20 protein-coding genes are annotated in these 19,043 nt (G+C 61.9%); 10 read left to right on the top strand and 10 right to left on the bottom strand.

Annotated features, from left to right (window positions below; all coding sequences use genetic code 11):
- Positions 1-322 precede the first annotated feature (322 nt).
- From ACOZKU_RS26670 to ACOZKU_RS26660, 3 genes are all read left to right on the top strand, one after another.
- Entirely contained in the window at positions 323-631 is a 309-nt protein-coding gene (locus ACOZKU_RS26670; protein ID WP_421581448.1) for a hypothetical protein, read from the top strand.
- Positions 632-856: 225 nt separating this feature from the next.
- Positions 857-1,516, top strand: a complete 660-nt coding sequence (locus tag ACOZKU_RS26665) for an extensin family protein (protein ID WP_421581447.1) — start codon at positions 857-859, stop codon at positions 1,514-1,516.
- Between the two features lie 64 nt (positions 1,517-1,580).
- Entirely contained in the window at positions 1,581-2,087 is a 507-nt protein-coding gene (locus tag ACOZKU_RS26660; protein WP_421581446.1) for a DUF1993 domain-containing protein, read from the top strand.
- A gap of 180 nt (positions 2,088-2,267) precedes the next feature.
- Here the strand turns inward: ACOZKU_RS26660 and ACOZKU_RS26655 are convergent, their stop codons facing one another.
- From ACOZKU_RS26655 to ACOZKU_RS26610, 10 genes are all read right to left on the bottom strand, one after another.
- Positions 2,268-3,947, bottom strand: coding sequence for a formate--tetrahydrofolate ligase (locus tag ACOZKU_RS26655; protein WP_421581445.1), 1,680 nt, complete (start codon positions 3,945-3,947; stop codon positions 2,268-2,270).
- Between the two features lie 87 nt (positions 3,948-4,034).
- A complete protein-coding gene (locus tag ACOZKU_RS26650) occupies positions 4,035-5,186 on the bottom strand; it encodes a DUF2333 family protein (RefSeq protein WP_421581444.1) in 1,152 nt (383 codons plus the stop codon).
- Complete coding sequence (locus ACOZKU_RS26645) at positions 5,179-6,480, bottom strand: DUF6638 family protein (protein WP_421581443.1); 1,302 nt, start codon at positions 6,478-6,480, stop codon at positions 5,179-5,181. The genes ACOZKU_RS26650 and ACOZKU_RS26645 overlap by 8 nt, the downstream gene beginning before the upstream one ends.
- Before the next feature lie 23 nt (positions 6,481-6,503).
- On the bottom strand, positions 6,504-6,773 hold the full coding sequence (locus ACOZKU_RS26640) for a type II toxin-antitoxin system RelE family toxin (RefSeq protein WP_421581442.1): 270 nt from the start codon (positions 6,771-6,773) through the stop codon (positions 6,504-6,506).
- Entirely contained in the window at positions 6,757-6,990 is a 234-nt protein-coding gene (relB, locus tag ACOZKU_RS26635; RefSeq protein ID WP_421581441.1) for a type II toxin-antitoxin system RelB family antitoxin, read from the bottom strand. Before relB ends, ACOZKU_RS26640 begins: the two co-directional genes overlap by 17 nt.
- A gap of 71 nt (positions 6,991-7,061) precedes the next feature.
- On the bottom strand, positions 7,062-8,972 hold the full coding sequence (locus ACOZKU_RS26630) for an AAA family ATPase (protein WP_421581440.1): 1,911 nt from the start codon (positions 8,970-8,972) through the stop codon (positions 7,062-7,064).
- A 36-nt stretch (positions 8,973-9,008) separates the two neighbouring features.
- Entirely contained in the window at positions 9,009-10,157 is a 1,149-nt protein-coding gene (locus ACOZKU_RS26625) for a hypothetical protein (RefSeq protein WP_421581439.1), read from the bottom strand.
- Between the two features lie 187 nt (positions 10,158-10,344).
- A complete protein-coding gene (locus ACOZKU_RS26620; protein ID WP_314085524.1) occupies positions 10,345-11,433 on the bottom strand; it encodes a hypothetical protein in 1,089 nt (362 codons plus the stop codon).
- Positions 11,434-11,596: 163 nt separating this feature from the next.
- Complete coding sequence (locus tag ACOZKU_RS26615; protein ID WP_421581438.1) at positions 11,597-11,971, bottom strand: c-type cytochrome; 375 nt, start codon at positions 11,969-11,971, stop codon at positions 11,597-11,599.
- Between the two features lie 25 nt (positions 11,972-11,996).
- On the bottom strand, positions 11,997-12,584 hold the full coding sequence (locus ACOZKU_RS26610) for a thymidine kinase (protein ID WP_421581437.1): 588 nt from the start codon (positions 12,582-12,584) through the stop codon (positions 11,997-11,999).
- 228 nt (positions 12,585-12,812) lie between these two features.
- Here ACOZKU_RS26610 and ACOZKU_RS26605 point away from each other — a divergent pair, with 228 nt between their 5' ends.
- The 7 genes from ACOZKU_RS26605 (at position 12,813) to ACOZKU_RS26575 (ending at position 19,019) form a co-directional block, all read left to right on the top strand.
- Positions 12,813-13,772 (top strand): choline ABC transporter substrate-binding protein, encoded by a 960-nt coding sequence (locus ACOZKU_RS26605; protein WP_314085530.1) that lies wholly within the window; start codon positions 12,813-12,815, stop codon positions 13,770-13,772.
- A gap of 149 nt (positions 13,773-13,921) precedes the next feature.
- Positions 13,922-14,791, top strand: a complete 870-nt coding sequence (gene choW, locus ACOZKU_RS26600; protein WP_313529137.1) for a choline ABC transporter permease subunit — start codon at positions 13,922-13,924, stop codon at positions 14,789-14,791.
- A complete protein-coding gene (choV, locus tag ACOZKU_RS26595; protein WP_421581436.1) occupies positions 14,791-15,831 on the top strand; it encodes a choline ABC transporter ATP-binding protein in 1,041 nt (346 codons plus the stop codon). Before choW ends, choV begins: the two co-directional genes overlap by 1 nt.
- Positions 15,832-15,913: 82 nt before the next feature.
- Positions 15,914-16,678 carry a HugZ family protein gene (locus ACOZKU_RS26590; RefSeq protein ID WP_421581435.1) on the top strand — a complete coding sequence of 255 codons (765 nt, stop codon included), beginning with the start codon at positions 15,914-15,916 and terminating at the stop codon, positions 16,676-16,678.
- A gap of 185 nt (positions 16,679-16,863) precedes the next feature.
- Positions 16,864-17,202, top strand: a complete 339-nt coding sequence (locus ACOZKU_RS26585) for an ArsR/SmtB family transcription factor (protein WP_117366878.1) — start codon at positions 16,864-16,866, stop codon at positions 17,200-17,202.
- A 151-nt stretch (positions 17,203-17,353) separates the two neighbouring features.
- Positions 17,354-17,572, top strand: coding sequence for a hypothetical protein (locus ACOZKU_RS26580; protein WP_314085538.1), 219 nt, complete (start codon positions 17,354-17,356; stop codon positions 17,570-17,572).
- A 121-nt stretch (positions 17,573-17,693) separates the two neighbouring features.
- Complete coding sequence (locus ACOZKU_RS26575) at positions 17,694-19,019, top strand: aspartate aminotransferase family protein (protein ID WP_421581434.1); 1,326 nt, start codon at positions 17,694-17,696, stop codon at positions 19,017-19,019.
- Positions 19,020-19,043 lie beyond the last annotated feature (24 nt).

Genomic DNA, 19,043 nt, shown 5'->3' with positions numbered 1-19,043 from the left:
GGCGGCTTGTCGTCTCAATCACGCATGACTGGTCAAGGCCGCCTCAGCGAGCCCACCACCAACCAGCAATGTTGATCATCTTTTCCATGGCCTGGAGTGTTAGCGTGAAGTAGGACGCCGTGCAAGAGCGATTACGGGAATGGGCCGCCTTGCCGGAAATTGCGGCCAAAGCGCTTCTAGCTTTATCAATCCTGCTCGTTGCGAGATCAACACGCAACAAATTGTCAAGCTCGCGAAATTCGCCATATCGCGATATTTGCTCATTGGGTGAGCATGTGCTAATCCCCGCGGCCTGGAACATTAGAATCAAGGCAAATACCCTATGGTCGATGTCATGGTCGAAGAGTTCCGCGAGATGCAGCGCCGGCTCGCGGGCACATTGGAAGACTACGAAACCCCCGAGTTCAAGGAGCTCGACGGCCAGATCGCGCATGTCTTCGACGCCATCTACCAGCACGAACCGCAAACCGCAGAGGAAGCCCGCACCATGGCCGGCTTCTTCCTCGATCTCATCGGCGACAACGATGCGGGTGACAACATCCACCTGATCGAGAAAGTTCGCACCATCGTCGACGACTGTGCTACGCGCTGCGATCTAACGATGGAAATCGTGCACGGCGCCGGCATCTAGCACATCGCCGGCAACCAATTTCGTCGAACGGCGTTTCCCTACTGACCTTGTCAGCCGGGAGACCGACCCATCGCACATCGCCGCGCCCTCCTCCTCATCCTCACCATTCCGCTTCTCGCCAGTGCCGCCGACCTGCCGAAGGACGGCCCGCTGCCCGTATCCCGGCCCGAGCAGAAAACCGAGGACAAAGCGAGCAAGGATGCCGAAACCGCACCGGATACGTCGGTGAAAGAGGATGCCGAGCGCAAGGCACAGGACGACGCCAAGGCGGAAGCGGAAAAGAAAGCCACTGCAGAGGCTGAGAAGGCAGCGCAGCGCCCGCATGAGGACGCGAAGGCGGAAGCAGCTTGCCGGGCGGAGCTCAAAACCCTTGGCGTGACCTTCGAGGAGGCGCCCGTCGTCAATGACGGTGCGGCCTGCGGCATCGATAAACCGGTACTGCTCAAGGCGCTTCCCGGCGGCGTGAAGGTGGAGCCGGAAGCGACGGTGCGCTGCGAGACGGCCCTGCAGGTCGGCCGCTGGCTGGATGGATCTGTCAAACCCTCGCTGGAAGCGGCGATGCCCGGCGAGACGATCACGGTCCTCTCGCAGGCCTCCGCCTATGTCTGCAAGAACCGCAACGGCGCCGAGGAGGGCAAGATCTCCGAACATGCCTTTGGCAACGCGCTCGATATTGCCGGCTTCACCCTGAAAAGCGGCAAGACCATCACCATCCGCCCTGCGGACAAGGAGCCGACGCTGGAGGGCGCCTTCCAGCGCGCCATTACCGAGGCCGCCTGCCTCTACTTTACGACGGTGCTCGATCCCGGCAGCGACGCCGCCCACCAGAACCATCTGCATCTCGACGTGAAGGAACGGCGCGGCGGCTATCGCTACTGCTGGTAAGGAGGCAGGCCGCTTCCTATCTGTAGCGCGTCACTCGCCGTTTCATCCTTCAAAGGGCCCTTCCATGTCGATTTCCGCCTACGAACTCACCATCCCGACCCTGCAGCGCGGTTTTGCCGTGCTCACCAGACTGCTCGACAAGGCCGAGGCCTTTGCCGAGGAGAAGAAGATCAAGCCGGAAATCCTCGTCAATGCGCGCCTGGCACCCGACATGCTTTCGCTTGCCGGCCAGATTCAACGCCTCAGCGACACCGCAAAGGCAGCCGCCGGCCGCCTCACCGGCACGGAAGCGCCGAGCTTCGCCGATGACGAGGTGACGCTGGTCGACCTGCGCGCGCGCATTCGGAAGACGACGGACTATCTCGCCGCCATGCAGGAATCCGCCTTCGAGGGCGCGGCCGAACGCACCGTGACGGTCAAGACGCGCGGCGGCGAGCTCAGCTCCTCCGGCAAGGAGTACCTCCTCACCTTCGTCCTGCCGAACTTCTACTTCCACCTGAGCATGGCCTACGCGATCCTGCGCCACAACGGCGTCGCCGTCGGCAAGCTGGACTTCCTGGGCCGGGCGTAAGCGCGGCGTGAGGCCAGCCTCGTAAGTTGACGAGCGTTGACGGGGAGCCCTCCTCCTCTCTGACGTCATCCTCGGCCTCGAGCCGAGGATCCACTATCGCACACGGAGCGTGGATGGTCGGGTCAAGCCCGACCATGATGGAAGCGAAGGCATAGCCTAAGGCAGCAACCTTCGAGCAGCTCAGAAAAGCCCCTCAATATAGCCCTGCTCGTTGAGATAAATCTTCTCCGACGACGGCACCTTCGGCAGGCCGGGCATAGTCATGATCTCGCCGGTGATGACGACGACGAAACCCGCGCCGGCCGATAGCCGGACCTCGCGCACCGGCACCGTGTGGCCGGACGGCGCGCCGCGCAGGTTCGGGTCGGTCGAGAAGGAATATTGCGTCTTGGCCATGCAGACCGGCAGGTTGCCGTAGCCCTGCTCCTCCCAGACGCGCAACTGGTCGCGCACGGATTTGTCGGCGATGACCTCCCCGGCATGATAGATGTCCTTGGCGATCGTCTCGATCTTCTGGAACAGCGGCATGGCATCCGGATAGAGCGGCGAAAACTGCGACAGGCCGGATTCGGCAAGCTCGACGATCTTGCGGGCCAGCGGCTCGATACCGGCGGAGCCCTCGGCCCAGTGCTTGCACAGAATCGCCTCCGCACCGAGGGTCGCGACAAAATCCTTCACCGCCTGGATTTCAAGCTCCGTATCGGACGTAAAATGGTTGATGGCCACGACGACGGGCATGCCGAACTTCTTGACGTTCTGCACATGCCGGCCGAGATTGGCGCAGCCCTTCTTCACAGCTTCGACATTCTCCTTCCCGAGTTCGTCCTTCTTGACACCGCCATTCATCTTCATGGCACGCACGGTGGCGACGATCACGGCCGCATCCGGCTTCAGCCCCGCCTTGCGGCACTTGATGTCGAAGAACTTTTCCGCGCCGAGATCTGCCCCGAAGCCGGCCTCCGTCACCACGTAATCGGCGAGCTTCAGCGCCGTCGTGGTGGCGATGACGGAATTGCAGCCATGGGCGATGTTGGCGAAGGGGCCGCCATGCACGAAGGCTGGATTGTTCTCCAGCGTCTGCACGAGGTTCGGCTGCATGGCGTCTTTCAGCAGAACGGTCATCGCGCCATCGGCCTTGATATCGCGGGCAAAGACCGGAGACTTATCGCGGCGATAGCCGATGATGATGTTGCCGAGGCGCTTTTCGAGATCCTTGAGATCGGTGGAAAGGCAGAGGATCGCCATCACCTCCGAGGCGACCGTGATATCGAAACCCGTCTCGCGCGGATATCCGTTGGCGACGCCGCCGAGAGAGGCGACGATGTGGCGAAGCGCCCGGTCGTTCATGTCCATGACGCGCCGCCAGGCGATGCGCCTGATATCGATGTTCTGCTCGTTGCCCCAGTAGATGTGATTGTCGATCAGCGCCGACAGCAGGTTATGCGCCGAGGTGATGGCGTGGAAATCGCCGGTGAAATGGAGGTTCATGTCCTCCATCGGCACGACCTGCGCATAACCGCCGCCGGCCGCCCCGCCCTTCACGCCGAAGCACGGACCGAGCGACGCCTCGCGGATGCAGGTGATCGCCTTCTTGCCGATGCGGTTGAGGCCGTCACCAAGGCCGACCGTCGTGGTCGTCTTGCCCTCGCCCGCCGGCGTCGGGTTGATCGCGGTGACGAGGATCAGCTTGCCGTTCTTCTTGCCCTTCTGTTCGGCGATGAACTCTGCACTGATCTTCGCCTTGTCATGGCCGTAGGGCAGCAGGTGTTCGGCGGGAATGCCAAGTTTGGCGCCGATTTCCAGGATCGGCTTCTTCTTGGCGGCGCGGGCGATTTCGATATCGGATTTTACGTCGGCCATGCGGTGTTTCCTCCCAAAAACAGCGAATAGCGAATGGCAAATAGCGAACGGGATTTTTCCTATTCGCTATTCGCAACTCCCTCTTATTTACCGCGCCAGCACGTCCCTCATCTCCACCAGGTTCGACCGCACGCGCAGGATATAGAAGCCCATCGTGGCCAGATGCGTCGGCATGATCCAGCCGTCCTCGCGACCGTTCGAGATGATCGCCGGCTGTATTTTCAGCGCCGAGCGCAGCTGCTTGATGCTTTCCGTCCAGAGCGGCTCGATGCCGCGCGCCTTGATGACGGCGTCGAAATCGGCACCGGCAGCGGACAGGATGCCGTAATAGCCGTAGAGCTGGCCATAGGCGAACCAGAAGCGGTCATCCGCGCGCGTATCGAACCAGCCGCCGTTGTGGAACTCCGAGCGCTCACGGATGATGGCGGAGGTGGAGCCGATGTCGTTGGAGATGCGGTCGAGGAATTCGATCAGGTTGTCCGAGCGGCCGTCGAAGATCGCCTCACAGGATTCGAGCGCGGTGTTGAACTTGCGCAGGTCCGCCATCGCCGTGCGATAGTAGTTCGGCGTCGGGGTCTTGGGCAGCAGCGAATCCGAGCCGAAATACCAGGTCTCCTCGTCGAACTGCATGTTGCCACGCGCGCGCTGCAGGTCCGAATTGATGCCGGACGTGCCGCGCACACGGCCGAGCGCGTCCACGAGTTCCACGGCGGTGCGGCGGATCGTCTGGTTCACGCCGCGCTGGAAGGCGGCCTTGTTGTCCATCCAGGGCGTGTCTTCCCAGTCCAGCCCGAAAAGGCCGAGCTTGTAGAGCAGCATGGAGGAGATCCAGGCATTCTGGTTCACGTTGAAATCGATGAGATCGGCCGTGACATCGACGATCGCCGAGCGCACGCAGGTTTTTGGCTCCGGCTCGGCCACTTCACCCGTTACAGGCGTAGTGGCGGCCCCGCCGGATGTGGTGACGCCGGCATCCTGCTTGCGCTGGGCGAGATTGTAGCTGTTGATGTAATCCGGGTTGAAACCGCTCCAGACCTGCGTCTGCCAGATGAAGTAGGCATAGAAGGCGAAGAGCAGGACAAGGCCGATGCCGATCGGCCCCTTAATGATCCAGCTGCGCGCCTTGTACCAGTTCGCAGCCGTGATGAACGGCCAGAGGATCCAGGCGATCACGAGGCCGATGCCCCGGCCGATGGCCGCGAAGATGCGTTGGAAAAACGCGACGATCGGGTCAAGCATTGGCGTCGTCCTCTCTGATGCCGAACAGTTTCCTGCGGAAAGCAGCCTTGTCTTGCAGATAGGTCCGCGTCAACGTCGCCACAACATATTCGCGGAACTTTTCGCTGTAGTGCTCGTAGGCCGCGTAAAACCCCTGCTTGTCGAAGACGAAGCGGGACACGAAGTCATAGGGAACCATCTGTGAAATCAGGCGGTTGACCAGCCATTGATCCGGATGATCGGGGGCCGCGCGCACCAACTGGAAGCGCCGGTCGGGGGCGACCTCCCCCACCTTGATCTCGCCGGTCGACGCCACGGTGCGGATCGCCTCCTGCAGGAAGGGATAGGTGCCGTCGCGGGCGACGAGATCGGCATTGCGATGCATCCAGGTCTGCAGCCAGATGCGGTCGGCCTTTTCGATATCCGTGGTCGGGTCGCTCTGGTTGACGAGATTGACCACCGTCATCTCGGCACGGTGCTGGAAGAGGCCCGACGGCTCGACCCAGGAGGCGCGCGGCAGTTCCAGCCGCTTGGTCGAGGCGAGGAAATCGAAGATGCGCTTGGGATCGTCGAGCGCGATATAGCTCACCTGCCAGGGGCGCGAGCGGCGGAAGCCCGGCACGCTCGGATCGCAGATGACGGTCGTCGTCTTGTCGTCGAGAAAGACATAGACGCCGCCGAAATGGTTTGCCCAAAAGGCCTCGTGGCGGAAGACCAGCTGATCCGGCACCAGCGCGTTCTGGCGGATGTCGCCGGTCTGCTTGGCGAGATCCACCATGCGGTTCAGCATCGCGTCGTCGGACCAGGCATTCGGCACCGTCTTCAGCCGGTCGACCAGCCCGCGCAGCTCCGCCGCCTTGCCGAGCATGTCCTCGGCCGACAGCACCTTGAAACGCACCTCGTTGATCGAGAGCAGGTCGTCGATATCGTTGACGATGGAGACCGAGTCCTCGATCTCGCCATAGAGCGCATCGCGGATGGTGATCGCGTTGATCGCCCGCGCATTGGCCGAGAAGAACTCGTGCATCAGCGCGGCGGTGTTGGAAAAGCTCGTATGCACCACCGGCAGGTTCACCTGCTCCGGCGTCATGATGATGAAACGGCGGTTGACGCGGTTCGGATCGAGATAGTCCCGGTCGCCCAGTTCGTCGGCGATTTCAGGTGAAAAGCCGGTCATGTCGATGCGGAAGCTGGTGAGCGCCGTGCGCCTGATGCCAAACCCGTCGAGCGCCTTGTTGTAACGCTCGACCAGATGCGGCTCTTCCACCGGCAACAGCCGGCCATAGATCAGTTCAGCTTCGAGGAGGAGTTTCATGGGTAAGAGATGCCATCCGAACGTTATCTGTAGACTTCGCGGCGATGCCCGATCTCAACGACGAGGACGATAAGCTCGCCGTCTCGCAACTGGCAGAGAATGCGGTAGTCACCCACCCTGTAGCGCCATAGATGTCCAAACTCGCTTCCTTTCAAGGCCCCGCCGAGCAGACGGGGATTGTCAAGAACCGCCACCCTCTCGTGGAGGTATTCACGAATGCGTTTCGCGTTGGGGCGGCCCATCTTTTGAAGCTGGCGGATCGCATCGTCCGTGAGTTCAATCGTCCAGGCCAAGTTTCCGCGAAACCTCCTCGAGCGTATAGGTTCTCGTCTCGCCGCGCTTCAGCCTTTCAAGCGCACGTTCCGCGAGATAGACGTCCTCTAGGTCATCAAGGTGCTGTTCTATAGCTTCCCGGATGTAATAGGTCGCCGTCCTGCCCGTCCTTTGAGCAAGCGTCTGCAATCTTTCGTACGTTTCATCGGGAAGACGGATCGCGGTCTGCCGGGTCATTGGAAACCTTTCCGGTGTATATGTATCCCACTTCTATCACGCACAGCATAGGATTTCCATGCCTACGCCCCTTACCACCGCCCCTCCGCCTTCATCGTCTCGATCTCCCGCACCGCCTTCTCGCGCTGGCGTTCGCGGCGGATGATGTCGGAGACGGCGGCGTCGTCGGATTTGTCGGTGTAGCGGAATTCCGAGTCGGCGTAGCGGTTGATCTCCTGCAACACCATCTCCATCGAGATCGGGCCGCGCAGCTCCTCGACCATCGCCTTCTTCTCGTCGTAGCTCTTGTGCATGAAGGCGCCGGCATTGGCGAACCAGTCGTCCGGGAGCTCCACATCCATGGCGCGCATCTTGATCGCATCCGTGATGTTCTTGATGGCGCGGCCGGTGAAGCGCGGTTCGGCGAGCTTGATGCGGTGCAGATAGGCGCCGACATCGGTGAGCGACCGGATCGCGCCGTGCTCCTTCTCCTGGCGCTCCCAGACGGCGAGCAGGCCATCCTCCTGCGGCCTAGCGTGCTGCTCGTAGGAGGTCGAGACGGCGCGCTTGATCTCCTGGCCCGCAAACAGCCTGTGATCGCCGAGCGGGATTGCATGGTTCTTGCCGACAAGCATGGCGAAGATGTCGATGTAATCATCCTCGGTCTGCGGCCCGTCCACCAGCCAGCGGGCGCCGGCGCGCTGGCGAAGCGCATCGTCGACATTTTCCGGGTAGTTGGAGAACATGCCGAAGGTGCAATTGCCGCGCACGACTGTCGAGGCGCCGGCGAAGCTTTCCATCAGCACCGCCGTCACCTCGTGCTGGCCGGCCGAGGCGCGATCGTCGGAGCGCTTGGCGGCGACCTGGTCGACATCGTCGATCGTTCCGAAGCCGATCGCCTTGGGATTGATGACGTTGTTGATGAATTCCTTGCAGTTCTGGCCGGATTTGCCCTGGTAGGAGGAAATCTGGTCGACGCCGAAATTCTCGTAGTGGAAGGCGTAGCCGGCGACCCGGCAGTAATCGTTGACGAGGCCGGCGAGCATCTGGATGAGGATCGTCTTGCCCGTGCCGGGCATGCCGTCGCCGATAAAGGTGAAGAGGAAGCCGCCGAGCTCGACGAAAGGATTGAGCTGCCGCTCGAAATCATAGGCGACCAGCATCTTGGCGAGCTTCATCGCCTGGTATTTGGCGATGTGATTGCCGATGATCTCTTCCGGCTTCTTGAAGGTCATGACCAGCGGCTTGCGCTTCTGGCCGGGTGCAACGTCAAAGCCGGAGAGCGTGAAATCATCCTGCTCGATGCGGATATGCGCGTTCTCGAAACCGGCAAGGCCGGTGAACCGCGCACGGCGGGAAATCAGCCCCTCGATGGCGACGCGCGAGAAGGCGCGGGCGCGGCTGACCAGCGCCGCATCGTCGGGCGCACCGGCCAACGTGCGGTCCAGGCCGGAGACCACGCTTTTCAGCGCGTCCTGCGGCGTGTCGAACAGGTAGTCCGGCTCGCCGCCGTCCTCCACCGGCTCGCCCTCGCCCGGCAGCGTCGCGCCGAGATAGGCGGCGAAAGTGAAGGCGGCGATATAGGCGGAGGCCGAGAGCAGCGCCTTGAACTGGTTGGCCTCGTCACCGGCCAGCGGCGACGCGAGATTGCGCGCCTGAAGACCCTCCAGATTGGTCTGGCGGGAAAACACGTCGGAGACCGCCAGCGCCACCTGCAACCCGCGGCGCGAGCGGAACAGCACGGCATGCTGCTGCGGCGTCAGAAGCGGATCGGCCGCGTGCACGGACTGGATGGTCTTCGCCAGTTCCACCTCGCGTGTGCGCCGCGTGCCGGCGGTCGAAACGGTCGAGACGAAGCGCCTGTTGGTGCCCGCCAGCGCCGTGCCGCTCTTGCCGTCGTCGCTTTCGAGGATGACGAGCTTCGTGACGAGGCTCTGTGCCGCTGCCTGATGCTTGGCGATATCGTCTTCGTGGATCGTCGTCAGTCCGGCATTGAGGCTCATGGGAGAGTCCTTTTGAATTCGATGGCGAAGGGCCGCTCACCCCTCGCTGATGACCTGGTTTCCCGAGATGACATGCACCTTGTAAGCGCCGAAAATGCCCTGCGTCTCGCCGGCGGCGTAGAGCGCCTGATAGGCATCGTGCGGCACGAGCGCATGTTTCTCATAGGCGCTGACGCCCATGCGGGTGGCTTCGAGATCGTCGGTCTCGATGTGGAATTCTTCCTGCGCGGGCGTCGAGCTCCAAAAGCCCTTTTGCGCCGGGCGCTCGGCCTTGGAGAAGACCTCCTGCACCGTCCAGGTCAGCAGCCAGGCGTTTTCCGGCTTGCGCACCTTGGAAAGGATGTCGTTGACCCGCTCGTTGTTCTCCGTGATGCCGGCCGAATAGAACGGGCCGAGCACGATGCGGCGCAGCTGCTTGGGGTGTAGTGTCGGAAAATCCTTGTCGAGATTGGTGGCGATGGTCACCGGCGTCAGCGAATAGGCGCTGTTCTTCAGCGTGAAATCGTCGAAGCGGCTGGCGAGTTCCGGATTGAGCAGGCCACCGACCGGCAGCGGAATATTGACCTCGGGATTGAGCTTGCCGTCCTGCCCCACCAGCATCTTCATGACATTGTCGCTCGAATCCTCGATGGTCGCCATGTAGATCATCGGCAAGGTCGCGGTGCCGTCGAAGGCGCCCCAGCAGACGATGTAATAGGGCCGCATGGTCTTCGGATTGACCGCGACGCGGATCGTCTCCGGCAGCACGAAGGGCGAGAAGATATCGCCCTTGCCGATCTGCTCGAGATAGAGCCGCTCGGCCATGCGAGCCTGGAGATCGCCCGGAAAGGCCTTCTGACGGAGGATGAAATCCGCCATTTCGCCGCGCAACTGTTCGGCATTGGGCATGGCGGCGAGACGCTTTTCGGCGCTCTGCCGATCGTTTTCCAGCTCCAGCACGTTTTGGAAGATCGGAAAGCCGCTTTCGGCGCGCGAGACGCGGAACTGCTGGACGAAGCCGATGCGATTCTCCCAGCAGGCGAAGGACGCCTTCAGCCGGGCGAGATAGGGCATAACGACCTCGCCCACCACGGAATTGCGGTAGAGCGGGGAATTGCGGTCGCCGAGAAAGATTTCAAGACCACCCAGCGCGGCGCGGATGGTCGAGAAATATTGCGCAACGGCGCTGTCGGCGGGGATGTTCATGGCAATTTCTCACAAGACGCGCAGTGCAGCCCCTCATCCGGCCTGCCGGCCACCTTCTCCCCGCAGGCGGGGAGAAGGGAAAATGCCGAACCGCCTTGCCAAATCTCCAACGCAACGTGGGGCAAGTTCCCTCTCCCCGCCTGCGGGGAGTGGGTTAAGGTGAGGGGCAACAGCAGGCCTGCAACCATCACTGCTTCACGTAGTTCGCGGTATTGTGCTTGTCCATCACGGCCTGGAAGCGGCGGGCGAAGGCGTCGTCGGCAAGCTTCTTGCGGCGCTGGATGTCCTGCGTCGACAGCATGTTCTTCTCGTGCATTTCGAGAAGGTCGCCGATATGGCGCTGGGCTGCCGAACCGATGCCCGCCATGGTCTCTTCCGCCGCCGTATCGACCTGCGAACCGAGCGTGTTGATCTTGTGCGCCACGTCCTGCTGGGCAGCCGTCTTCAACGAGTCTTCCAGCGCCTTGTAAAGCACGATGCGCTGCTCGGTATCGATAGTCAGCTTGTTGATCAGCGTGTTCTGCGCGGCGATCTGGTTGTTGAGCGAATCCACGAAGGTCTGGAACATCGAGGTGTAACGCTCGAGCGTCTGGCTTTCGGCCAGAAGCTCCTGCTCCTTCGCCTGCATCATGTTGTATTCGGTCGCCAGCGCCGAGCGCTCGCCTTCGAGCTCCGTGCGGCTCTTCTGGTCCGTCGAGGCGGCGATGCGGTTTTCCAGATCCATCAGCAGCGGGTTCAGTTCCTCGATACGCTTCTGGGTCGCTTCCAGATTGGTCATCGTGCCCTTGCGGCGCTCGATCACCTGAATGAGGCTCGCTTCCGAGGTCTTGTAGCGCTGATCGAGGATCGACTTCTGTTCCTTCAGGATGCCGACGATCGTGTCGGATTTGGAAAGCAGTTCCTGAAGATTGCCGGCCAGCGACATGTTGCGCACGCGATCGGTGCGCATGCGCTGCATCTTCTGCTTGGAGAAGATGCCGATGAACTTTTCATAGCCCGTATAGCTCTTCATGCTCTCGAATTCGGTGCCGAAGATGTTCGTCGCGTCCTCCAGCCCGATGATGAGATCGGCGATATTGCCTTCCATCACCTTCTGCTGGTTGATGACGTCGGAGATTCGGGCGTTCTCGATATCGAAATTGACGTCGCCGAGCTTTGTGTCCGCCTTGGCGAACTGGTCGAGCACGGTGCTCGACTGCTCCATCTTGCTGCGCATCTGATTGACGACGCTGCGGGTCTTTTCGATTTCCGCGTCGAAGTTCTGAAGTGTGGCCATGCCTTGTCCCCTTACGTTCTCCACGGCAGACGTCTTCGTCGCCCGATTTATTCCATCGCGGCAACACTATACGAATTCAGACAGATAGGAACCTGCCCCGCGTGAACATGTGGGACACGGCGGGCGCACCGCAAGATGGCGGCGCCAAATTTTCTGCCGAGCGTCAGTAGCCCGTCGGTGCCTTGAGATAGGCGATGAGGTTGGCGATATCCTCCATCTTCTTCAGGCCGGCAAAGGTCATCCGCGTACCCGGCACCATCGCCTTGGGCGACATCAGATATTCGGCGATCTGCGCCTCGCTCCACACCTTGCCGTCCTCGCCGAAGGTCCGCATGGCCGGGGAATAGTTGTAGTCTTCTATGATGGCGACCGGCCGCCCGATGATGCCAGACAGCGTCGGCCCGACGCGATTGACCTTCTCCACCGAATGGCAGGGTGCGCATTTCTTGAACACCGCGTTGCCGGCCACCGCATCGCCCTCGGCAAAAGCCGGGGCGGCAAGACAGAGGAAGATGGCAAATGTCGAAAGCGGTTTCATCCTGCGTCCCCTTGGCCGCCTCGTCTCACTCGGCACTCATGATGTCGTCCCAATGACGGCGGCAGTAGGAAACGTACTTGTCATTGCCACCGATTTCCACCTGCGCACCGGATTTTGCAACCTTGCCGTCGGCGCCGAGGCGCACGACCATCGTCGCCTTGCGGCCGCAATGGCAGATGGTGCGCACCTCGCGCATTTCGTCGGCGATGGCGAGCAGCGCCTTCGAGCCGGGAAACAGCTTGCCCTGGAAATCCGTGCGCAGGCCATAGGCCATGACGGGAATGGAGAGGCGGTCGGCGACGCGGGCGAGCTGCCACACCTGCTCCTCGGAGAGGAACTGCGCCTCGTCGACGAAGACGCAGGCGATCTCGCCGCCACCATCGGCCATCAGCGCTTCGATATGGCGGTAGAGGTCGTCCGTATGATCGAAGGCGATGGCCTCCGATGTCAGTCCGATGCGCGAGGAGATGCGCCCCTGCCCGGCGCGGTCGTCGAACGAGGCGATGAAGATCGCCGTGCGCATGCCGCGTTCCTGATAATTGTAGGACGCCTGCAGGAGCAGCGTCGACTTGCCCGCGTTCATCGTCGCGTAACTGAAATAGAGCTTGGCCATAGTTTTCTCCGTCCCCGCGTCATGGCCCGGCAAAGCGCGATTTTCCAGCCAAAAGGGCCGAAAACCACAGAAATCCATGCGGCCCGTCCTTTGCGACATCCATGTGCGAAATTGCGAACAAGCGCGAAATTAATTGGACGATTCAGGGTGTTCCGGCTACGCCAAGGTGCTTGAAAGCATATCGTTTTGATGATTGGCTAAACCACCAGTTATAAGGGGAGCAAAAATATGAAGACTGCATCACCATTGAAGACCCTGTTTGCCGCCGCCGTTTCCGTGCTCGCGCTGGGTGTCGCCGGTGCATCGGCCGCGGAAGCCGAAAGCTGCGGCAAGGTTCGGTTCTCGGATGTCGGCTGGACGGACGTGACCTCCACGACCGCCACCGCAAGCGTCATCCTCAAGGGCCTCGGCTACGAGACGGAAGTCACCGTTCTCTCGGTTCCGGTCACCTATACCTCGCTCAGCAACAAGGATATCGACGTCTTCCTCGGCAATTGGATGCCGACCCAGGAAGCCGACATCAAGCCGTTCCGCGAAGACGGCTCGGTCGAGACCGTGCGCGAAAACCTCGAGGGCGCGAAGTACACGCTTGCGACCAACGCCAAGGGCGCCGAACTCGGCATCAAGGATTTCGCCGACATTGCCAAGCAGAAGGACGCGCTCGGCTCCAAGATCTACGGCATCGAGCCCGGCAATGACGGCAACCGCCTGATCATCGACATGGTGTCGGCCAACAAGTTCGATCTCACCGGCTTCGAAGTGGTCGAATCCTCCGAACAGGGCATGCTGGCGGAAGTCGCGCGCGCTGAAGGCGACGGCTCGCCGATCGTCTTCCTCGGCTGGGAACCCCACCCGATGAACGCCAACTTCAAGCTGACCTACCTGACCGGCGGCGACGAAATCTTCGGACCCAACTTCGGCGGCGCAACGGTCTATACCAACGTGCGCAAGGGCTACGTCACCGAGTGCCCGAACGTCGGTAAATTCCTGCAGAACCTCAAGTTCTCGCTGGAAATGGAAAACCAGGTGATGGGCAAGATCCTGAACGACGGTCAGGACCCGGAAGCCGCAGCGACCGACTGGATCAAGGCGAACCCGGCCGCCATCGAGCCGTGGCTCGCAGGCGTCACCACCAAGGACGGCAGCGGTGAAGCGCTGCCGGCGGTCAAAACCGCGCTTGGTCTCTAACAGGCAAGAATAGGGCGGGGAGGAAACTTTCCCGCCCTTCTTCTCTCCGGATAGTGCACCTCCAGCAAAACTGCCGGACGGCTTGATGTCCGGAATTGCGAAACGCCTGTTGCATATCGTCGTCAACCTCCAGACTGGGGCTCGCTGCCGTGGATTGGCTCACCGTCTCTAAAATTCCGATCGGTCCGATCGCCAAGGAAGCCGTCAACTGGCTGACGACCAATGGCAAGGGCCTGTTCGATTTCCTGAAAGTCTTTTTGCAGGCGGGCATCGATGCTGTGCTCTTCCTGCTGCAAGGCCCCTTCTCGTCCGCCGGCGGCAAGTTCGGTTACGCCATCGCCCTCATCGTGCTCGTCACGGGCGCCAGCTGGTATTTCCGCCGCTCCATCGGCGTCGCGGTCTTCACCTTTCTCGGCCTGCTGCTCATCGTGAACCAGGGCTACTGGAAGGAGACGACGGAAACGCTGGCGCTCGTGCTTGCGGCAACCGGCGTCAGCATGGTCGTCGGCATCCCGCTCGGCATCGCCGCCGCCCGCCGTCCGTGGTTCTACTCGATCCTCCGGCCCGCGCTCGACTTGATGCAGACGATCCCGACCTTCGTCTACCTGATCCCGGCGCTCATCCTCTTCGGCCTCGGCATGGTGCCGGGCCTGATCGCGACCGTGATCTTCGCGATCCCCGCGCCGATCCGCCTCACCCGCCTCGGCATCATCTCGACGCCGCCGTCGCTCGTCGAAGCCGCCCAGGCGTTTGGCGCGACGCCGAGCCAGGTGCTGCGCAAGGTCGAACTGCCCTTCGCCACGCCGCAGATCATGGCGGGTCTCACCCAGACCATCATGCTCTCGCTGTCGATGGTGGTCATCGCCGCCCTCGTCGGCGCCAAGGGTCTCGGCGTTCCCGTGGTGCGCGCCCTCAACACCGTGAACATCTCCATGGGCTTCGAGGCCGGCCTCTGTATCGTCATCCTGGCGATCATCCTCGACCGCCTCTTCCGCTCTTCCGATGATGGAGACGCATGATGACCGAATCCGTCGTCTTCAAGAACGTTTCCATCATTTTCGGCGACAATCCGCAAAGGGCGCTGGCACTCGCCGATGCCGGCAAATCGCGCGACGAGATCGGTGCGGAGACTGGTCTCGTGCTCGGCGTCGCCGATGCGACGCTGTCGATCACCGAGGGCGAGATCCTCGTGCTGATGGGCCTGTCGGGCTCCGGCAAGTCGACGCTGCTGCGCGCCGTCAACGGGCTTGCCCCTGTTGTCCGCGGCGAGGTGCAGGTCAAAGCCGGCGGCAACTTCGTCAACCCTTATGCCACGACGCCGAAGGCATTGCGCGACTTCCGCATGCACACCGTCTCCATGGTGTTCCAGCAGTTCGCGCTCCTGCCCTGGCGCACCGTCGCCGACAATGTCGGCTTCGGCCTCGAGCTTGCCAATGTGCCGGAGGCCGAGCGCAAGGCGCGCGTCGCCGAACAGCTCGAACTGGTCAACCTGACCAAGTGGGCGAACCGCAAGGTCAACGAACTCTCCGGCGGCATGCAGCAGCGCGTCGGGCTTGCCCGCGCCTTTGCCACAGGCGCGCCGATCCTGCTGATGGACGAACCGTTCTCGGCGCTCGACCCGCTGATCCGTACCCGTCTTCAGGACGAACTCCTGGAGTTCCAGCGCCGGCTGAAGAAGACGATCATCTTCGTCAGCCACGATCTCGACGAGGCGTTCCGCATCGGCAACCGCATCGCCATCATGGAAGGTGGGCGCATCATCCAGTGCGGCACGCCGCAGGAGATCGTGAAGAACCCGGCCAACCAGTATGTCGCGGATTTCGTGCAGAACATGAACCCGATCAACATGCTGACCGCCGCCGACGTCATGCAGCACGGCGCCTCCAGCAATGGCGGCGTGACGGCGACGGCGACTGCCCAGACCCCGCTCGTCGACATCCTCGACGCCATGTCGCGCACGCCGGGCAATGTCGGCGTGGTCGATAACGGCACGGTCATCGGCACGATCAACGCGCAGGATATCGTGAACGGATTGACGCGGCACCGTCGCCGCGGCTGACAGCCCGCTTTGATCGGATTAGATAAGGCAGCGCTTCGAAACGGGCGCTGCCTTTTTCATTGCGGATGACCGGGAGAACGAGATGACCGAGAAGGACAAGCCGAGCGTGCTGCGCGAAACGGACGACGAGGCCCGCCGCCTTGCCCGCATCCTGCTGCGCTCCGCCCGCAGCTGCGCGCTCGCGGTCCTCGAACCGGAAACCGGCACGCCCTTCGCCAGCCGCACGCTGACCGGCACCGATACGGACGGCACGCCCGTCATCCTCGTCTCGGCGCTCTCCGTCCACACCCAGGCGCTGCGCGCCGACCCGCGCGCCTCGCTGCTCGCGGGTGAACCCGGCAAGGGCGACCCACTCGCCCATCCGCGCCTCACGGTCATCTGCGAAGCCCAGGAAGTTGCCCGCGACAGCGATGCACACGCGGCGCTGCGCGAACGCTTCGTGCGCCGCCATCCCAAGGCAAAGCTCTATGTCGATTTTCCCGACTTCGCCTTCTTCCGCCTCGTGCCGCTGCGCGCCCATCTCAACGGCGGCTTCGGCAAGGCATTCGTGCTGACGGCCGAGGACCTCCTGATTCGCTCCGCCGCCCGCGGCGCGCTCGCCGAAATGGAAACCGGCGCCGTCGAGCACATGAACAGCGACCACGCCGAAGCCGCCGGCATCTATGCCCGCCATTATTGCGGCGCCAAGGACGGCGACTGGACCATCGTCGGCCTCGATGCGGCGGGAATTGACCTTTCAAGCGGCGACAAACTGAAGCGTCTGGAATATTCACGCGAACTTGATCAGGCCTCGGAACTGCGCGGCGAGCTTGCGCGTTTGCTTCGCGAAGCAAGGGGAGTCGACTGATAGATCAGGCGTTTGCGTATCCGTCCAACTGGACGCTTTCAGTGACGAAAGTAGCTCCTCTATCGCTATGCGTGCGCCCTACCCCCATTTCTTGCTCTTGATGGGGGAGGTTTTGTTTATATGCTAACAAGCGCATTCACATAAAATCACATGATTTGAAGCGGAAACGCCCAAAGGAGTTTCAGATGGACAAGATTTCAGACGCAGAGCATGCGCAGGCCGAAGTTGCATCCGACTTTCTTTCCGCCATGGCGAACCCCAAACGCCTCCTGATTCTGAAAGTTCTTGTCGAGGGCGAGATCGCCGTCGGCGCACTCGCCGGCCAGGTCGGCCTCAGCCAGTCGGCACTCTCGCAGCACCTGTCGAAGCTGCGTGCGCAGAATCTGGTAACCACCCGCCGTGACGCCCAGACGATCTACTATTCCAGCAAATCGGATGCCGTGTTGACCGTGCTCGCCGCGCTCGACCGCATCTACAAGGCCCCCGGCAACGGCGCTTCGGAAAAGAAGCTTCGCATCGCCTGAACGACCGCGCCTACCGATTGACAACGCCCTGGATCGCCTCCGGGGCGTTTTGTTTTGATCCGCTGGAAACGCCGCGTTGCACGCCCTTCTGAAAGAGCGCTAAGACACCTCACCGTGCCGACCGGCTGCACCCAACCGTTGGAGCAAGACTTTGCGCAAATCCCGCAGCGAGATGGACGCGCTCATCAGCGACATCGTCAACGAACCGAAACGGGACAACAGCGCCTATCTGGCCGCCATTGCTGAGGCACGGGACGCGATCGCCAAGGCGGAAGCGCATTTCGGCGTGCCCGTCAAAATGACGACCAAGTCCAAGGCAAAAGCCAACGGCAAGTTCGTGGTGAAACTGATTTTCGAAAAGGCCGACTGAGCCGAAAAGCGGCCCGACCGGCCGGCGAACATCGCTTGACGCTCTTGGGCGTCTTGATAATTTGACCATCGGGTAAAAATCATCGTCCGGGCCCACATTCCAAACATCATGGAGAGACCGCATGTCCAACCGCCTCAACACACCCAACGATCTGCGCGCCTTCTGGATGCCGTTCACGGCCAACCGGCAGTTCAAGAAGGAACCGCGGCTCTTCGTCGGCGCCAAGGACATGTACTACACGACCCATGACGGCCGTCAGGTGCTGGATGGCACGGCGGGCCTCTGGTGCGTCAACGCCGGTCACTGTCGCCCGAAGATCACCGAGGCGATCCGCGAGCAGGCCGGCGAACTCGACTATGCGCCCGCCTTCCAGCTCGGCCATCCCAAGGCGTTCGAACTGGCCAACCGCCTCGTCGACATCGCGCCCGAGGGCATGAATCACGTGCTCTATACCAATTCCGGCTCGGAATCGGTCGAGACCGCGCTGAAGGTGGCGCTTGCCTATCACCGCGCCAAGGGCGATGGTTCGCGCTTCCGCCTTGTTGGCCGCGAGCGCGGCTATCACGGCGTCAATTTCGGCGGCATCTCCGTCGGCGGCATCGTCTCCAACCGCAAGATGTTCGGCACGCTGCTGACCGGCGTCGATCACATGCCGCACACCCATTTCCCGGACAAGAACGCGTTTTCGCGCGGCGAGCCGGAGCATGGTGGCGATATCGCCAGCGAATTGCAGCGCATCATCACGCTGCATGACGCCTCCACCATCGCCGCCGTCATCGTCGAGCCGGTCGCCGGCTCCACCGGCGTGCTCATCCCGCCGAAGGGCTATCTCCAGAAGCTGCGCGAGATCTGCACGCAGCACGGCATTCTCCTGATCTTCGATGAGGTCATCACCGGCTTCGGTCGTCTCGGCGCCCCCTTCGCCGCGCAGTATTTCGATGTGAAGCCCGATATCATCACCACCGCAAAGGGTCTGACCAACGGCGTGATCCCGATGGGCGCTGTTTTCGTGACGTCGGAAATCCACGACACGTTCATGAACGGCCCGGAACATATGATCGAGTTCTTCCACGGCTATACCTATTCCGGCAACCCGATCGCCTGCGCCGCGGCGCTGGGCACACTCGACACCTACAAGGAAGAAGGCCTGCTCACCCGCGCAGCCGAACTCGCTTCCTATTGGGAAGACGGCCTGCATTCGCTGCGCGATTGCCCCAATGTCATCGACGTCAGAAATGTCGGCCTGATCGGCGCCATCGAACTCTCACCGATTGCCGGCGAGCCGACCAAGCGCGCCTTCAACGCCTTCCTCAAGGCCTATGAGAAGGGCCTGCTGATCCGCACGACGGGCGATATCATCGCGCTCTCGCCGCCGCTCATCATCGAAAAACACCATATCGACGAGCTGTTCGGCAAGCTGCGCGAGGTCCTGCAGAACAACATCTGATACGGCCTATCCGGACGCGGGAAA

It is taken from the genome of Shinella sp. M31, assembly GCF_049199205.1.
Classification (GTDB): Bacteria; Pseudomonadota; Alphaproteobacteria; order Rhizobiales; family Rhizobiaceae; genus Shinella.
This window is presented reverse-complemented; position numbering and strand designations above follow the sequence as displayed.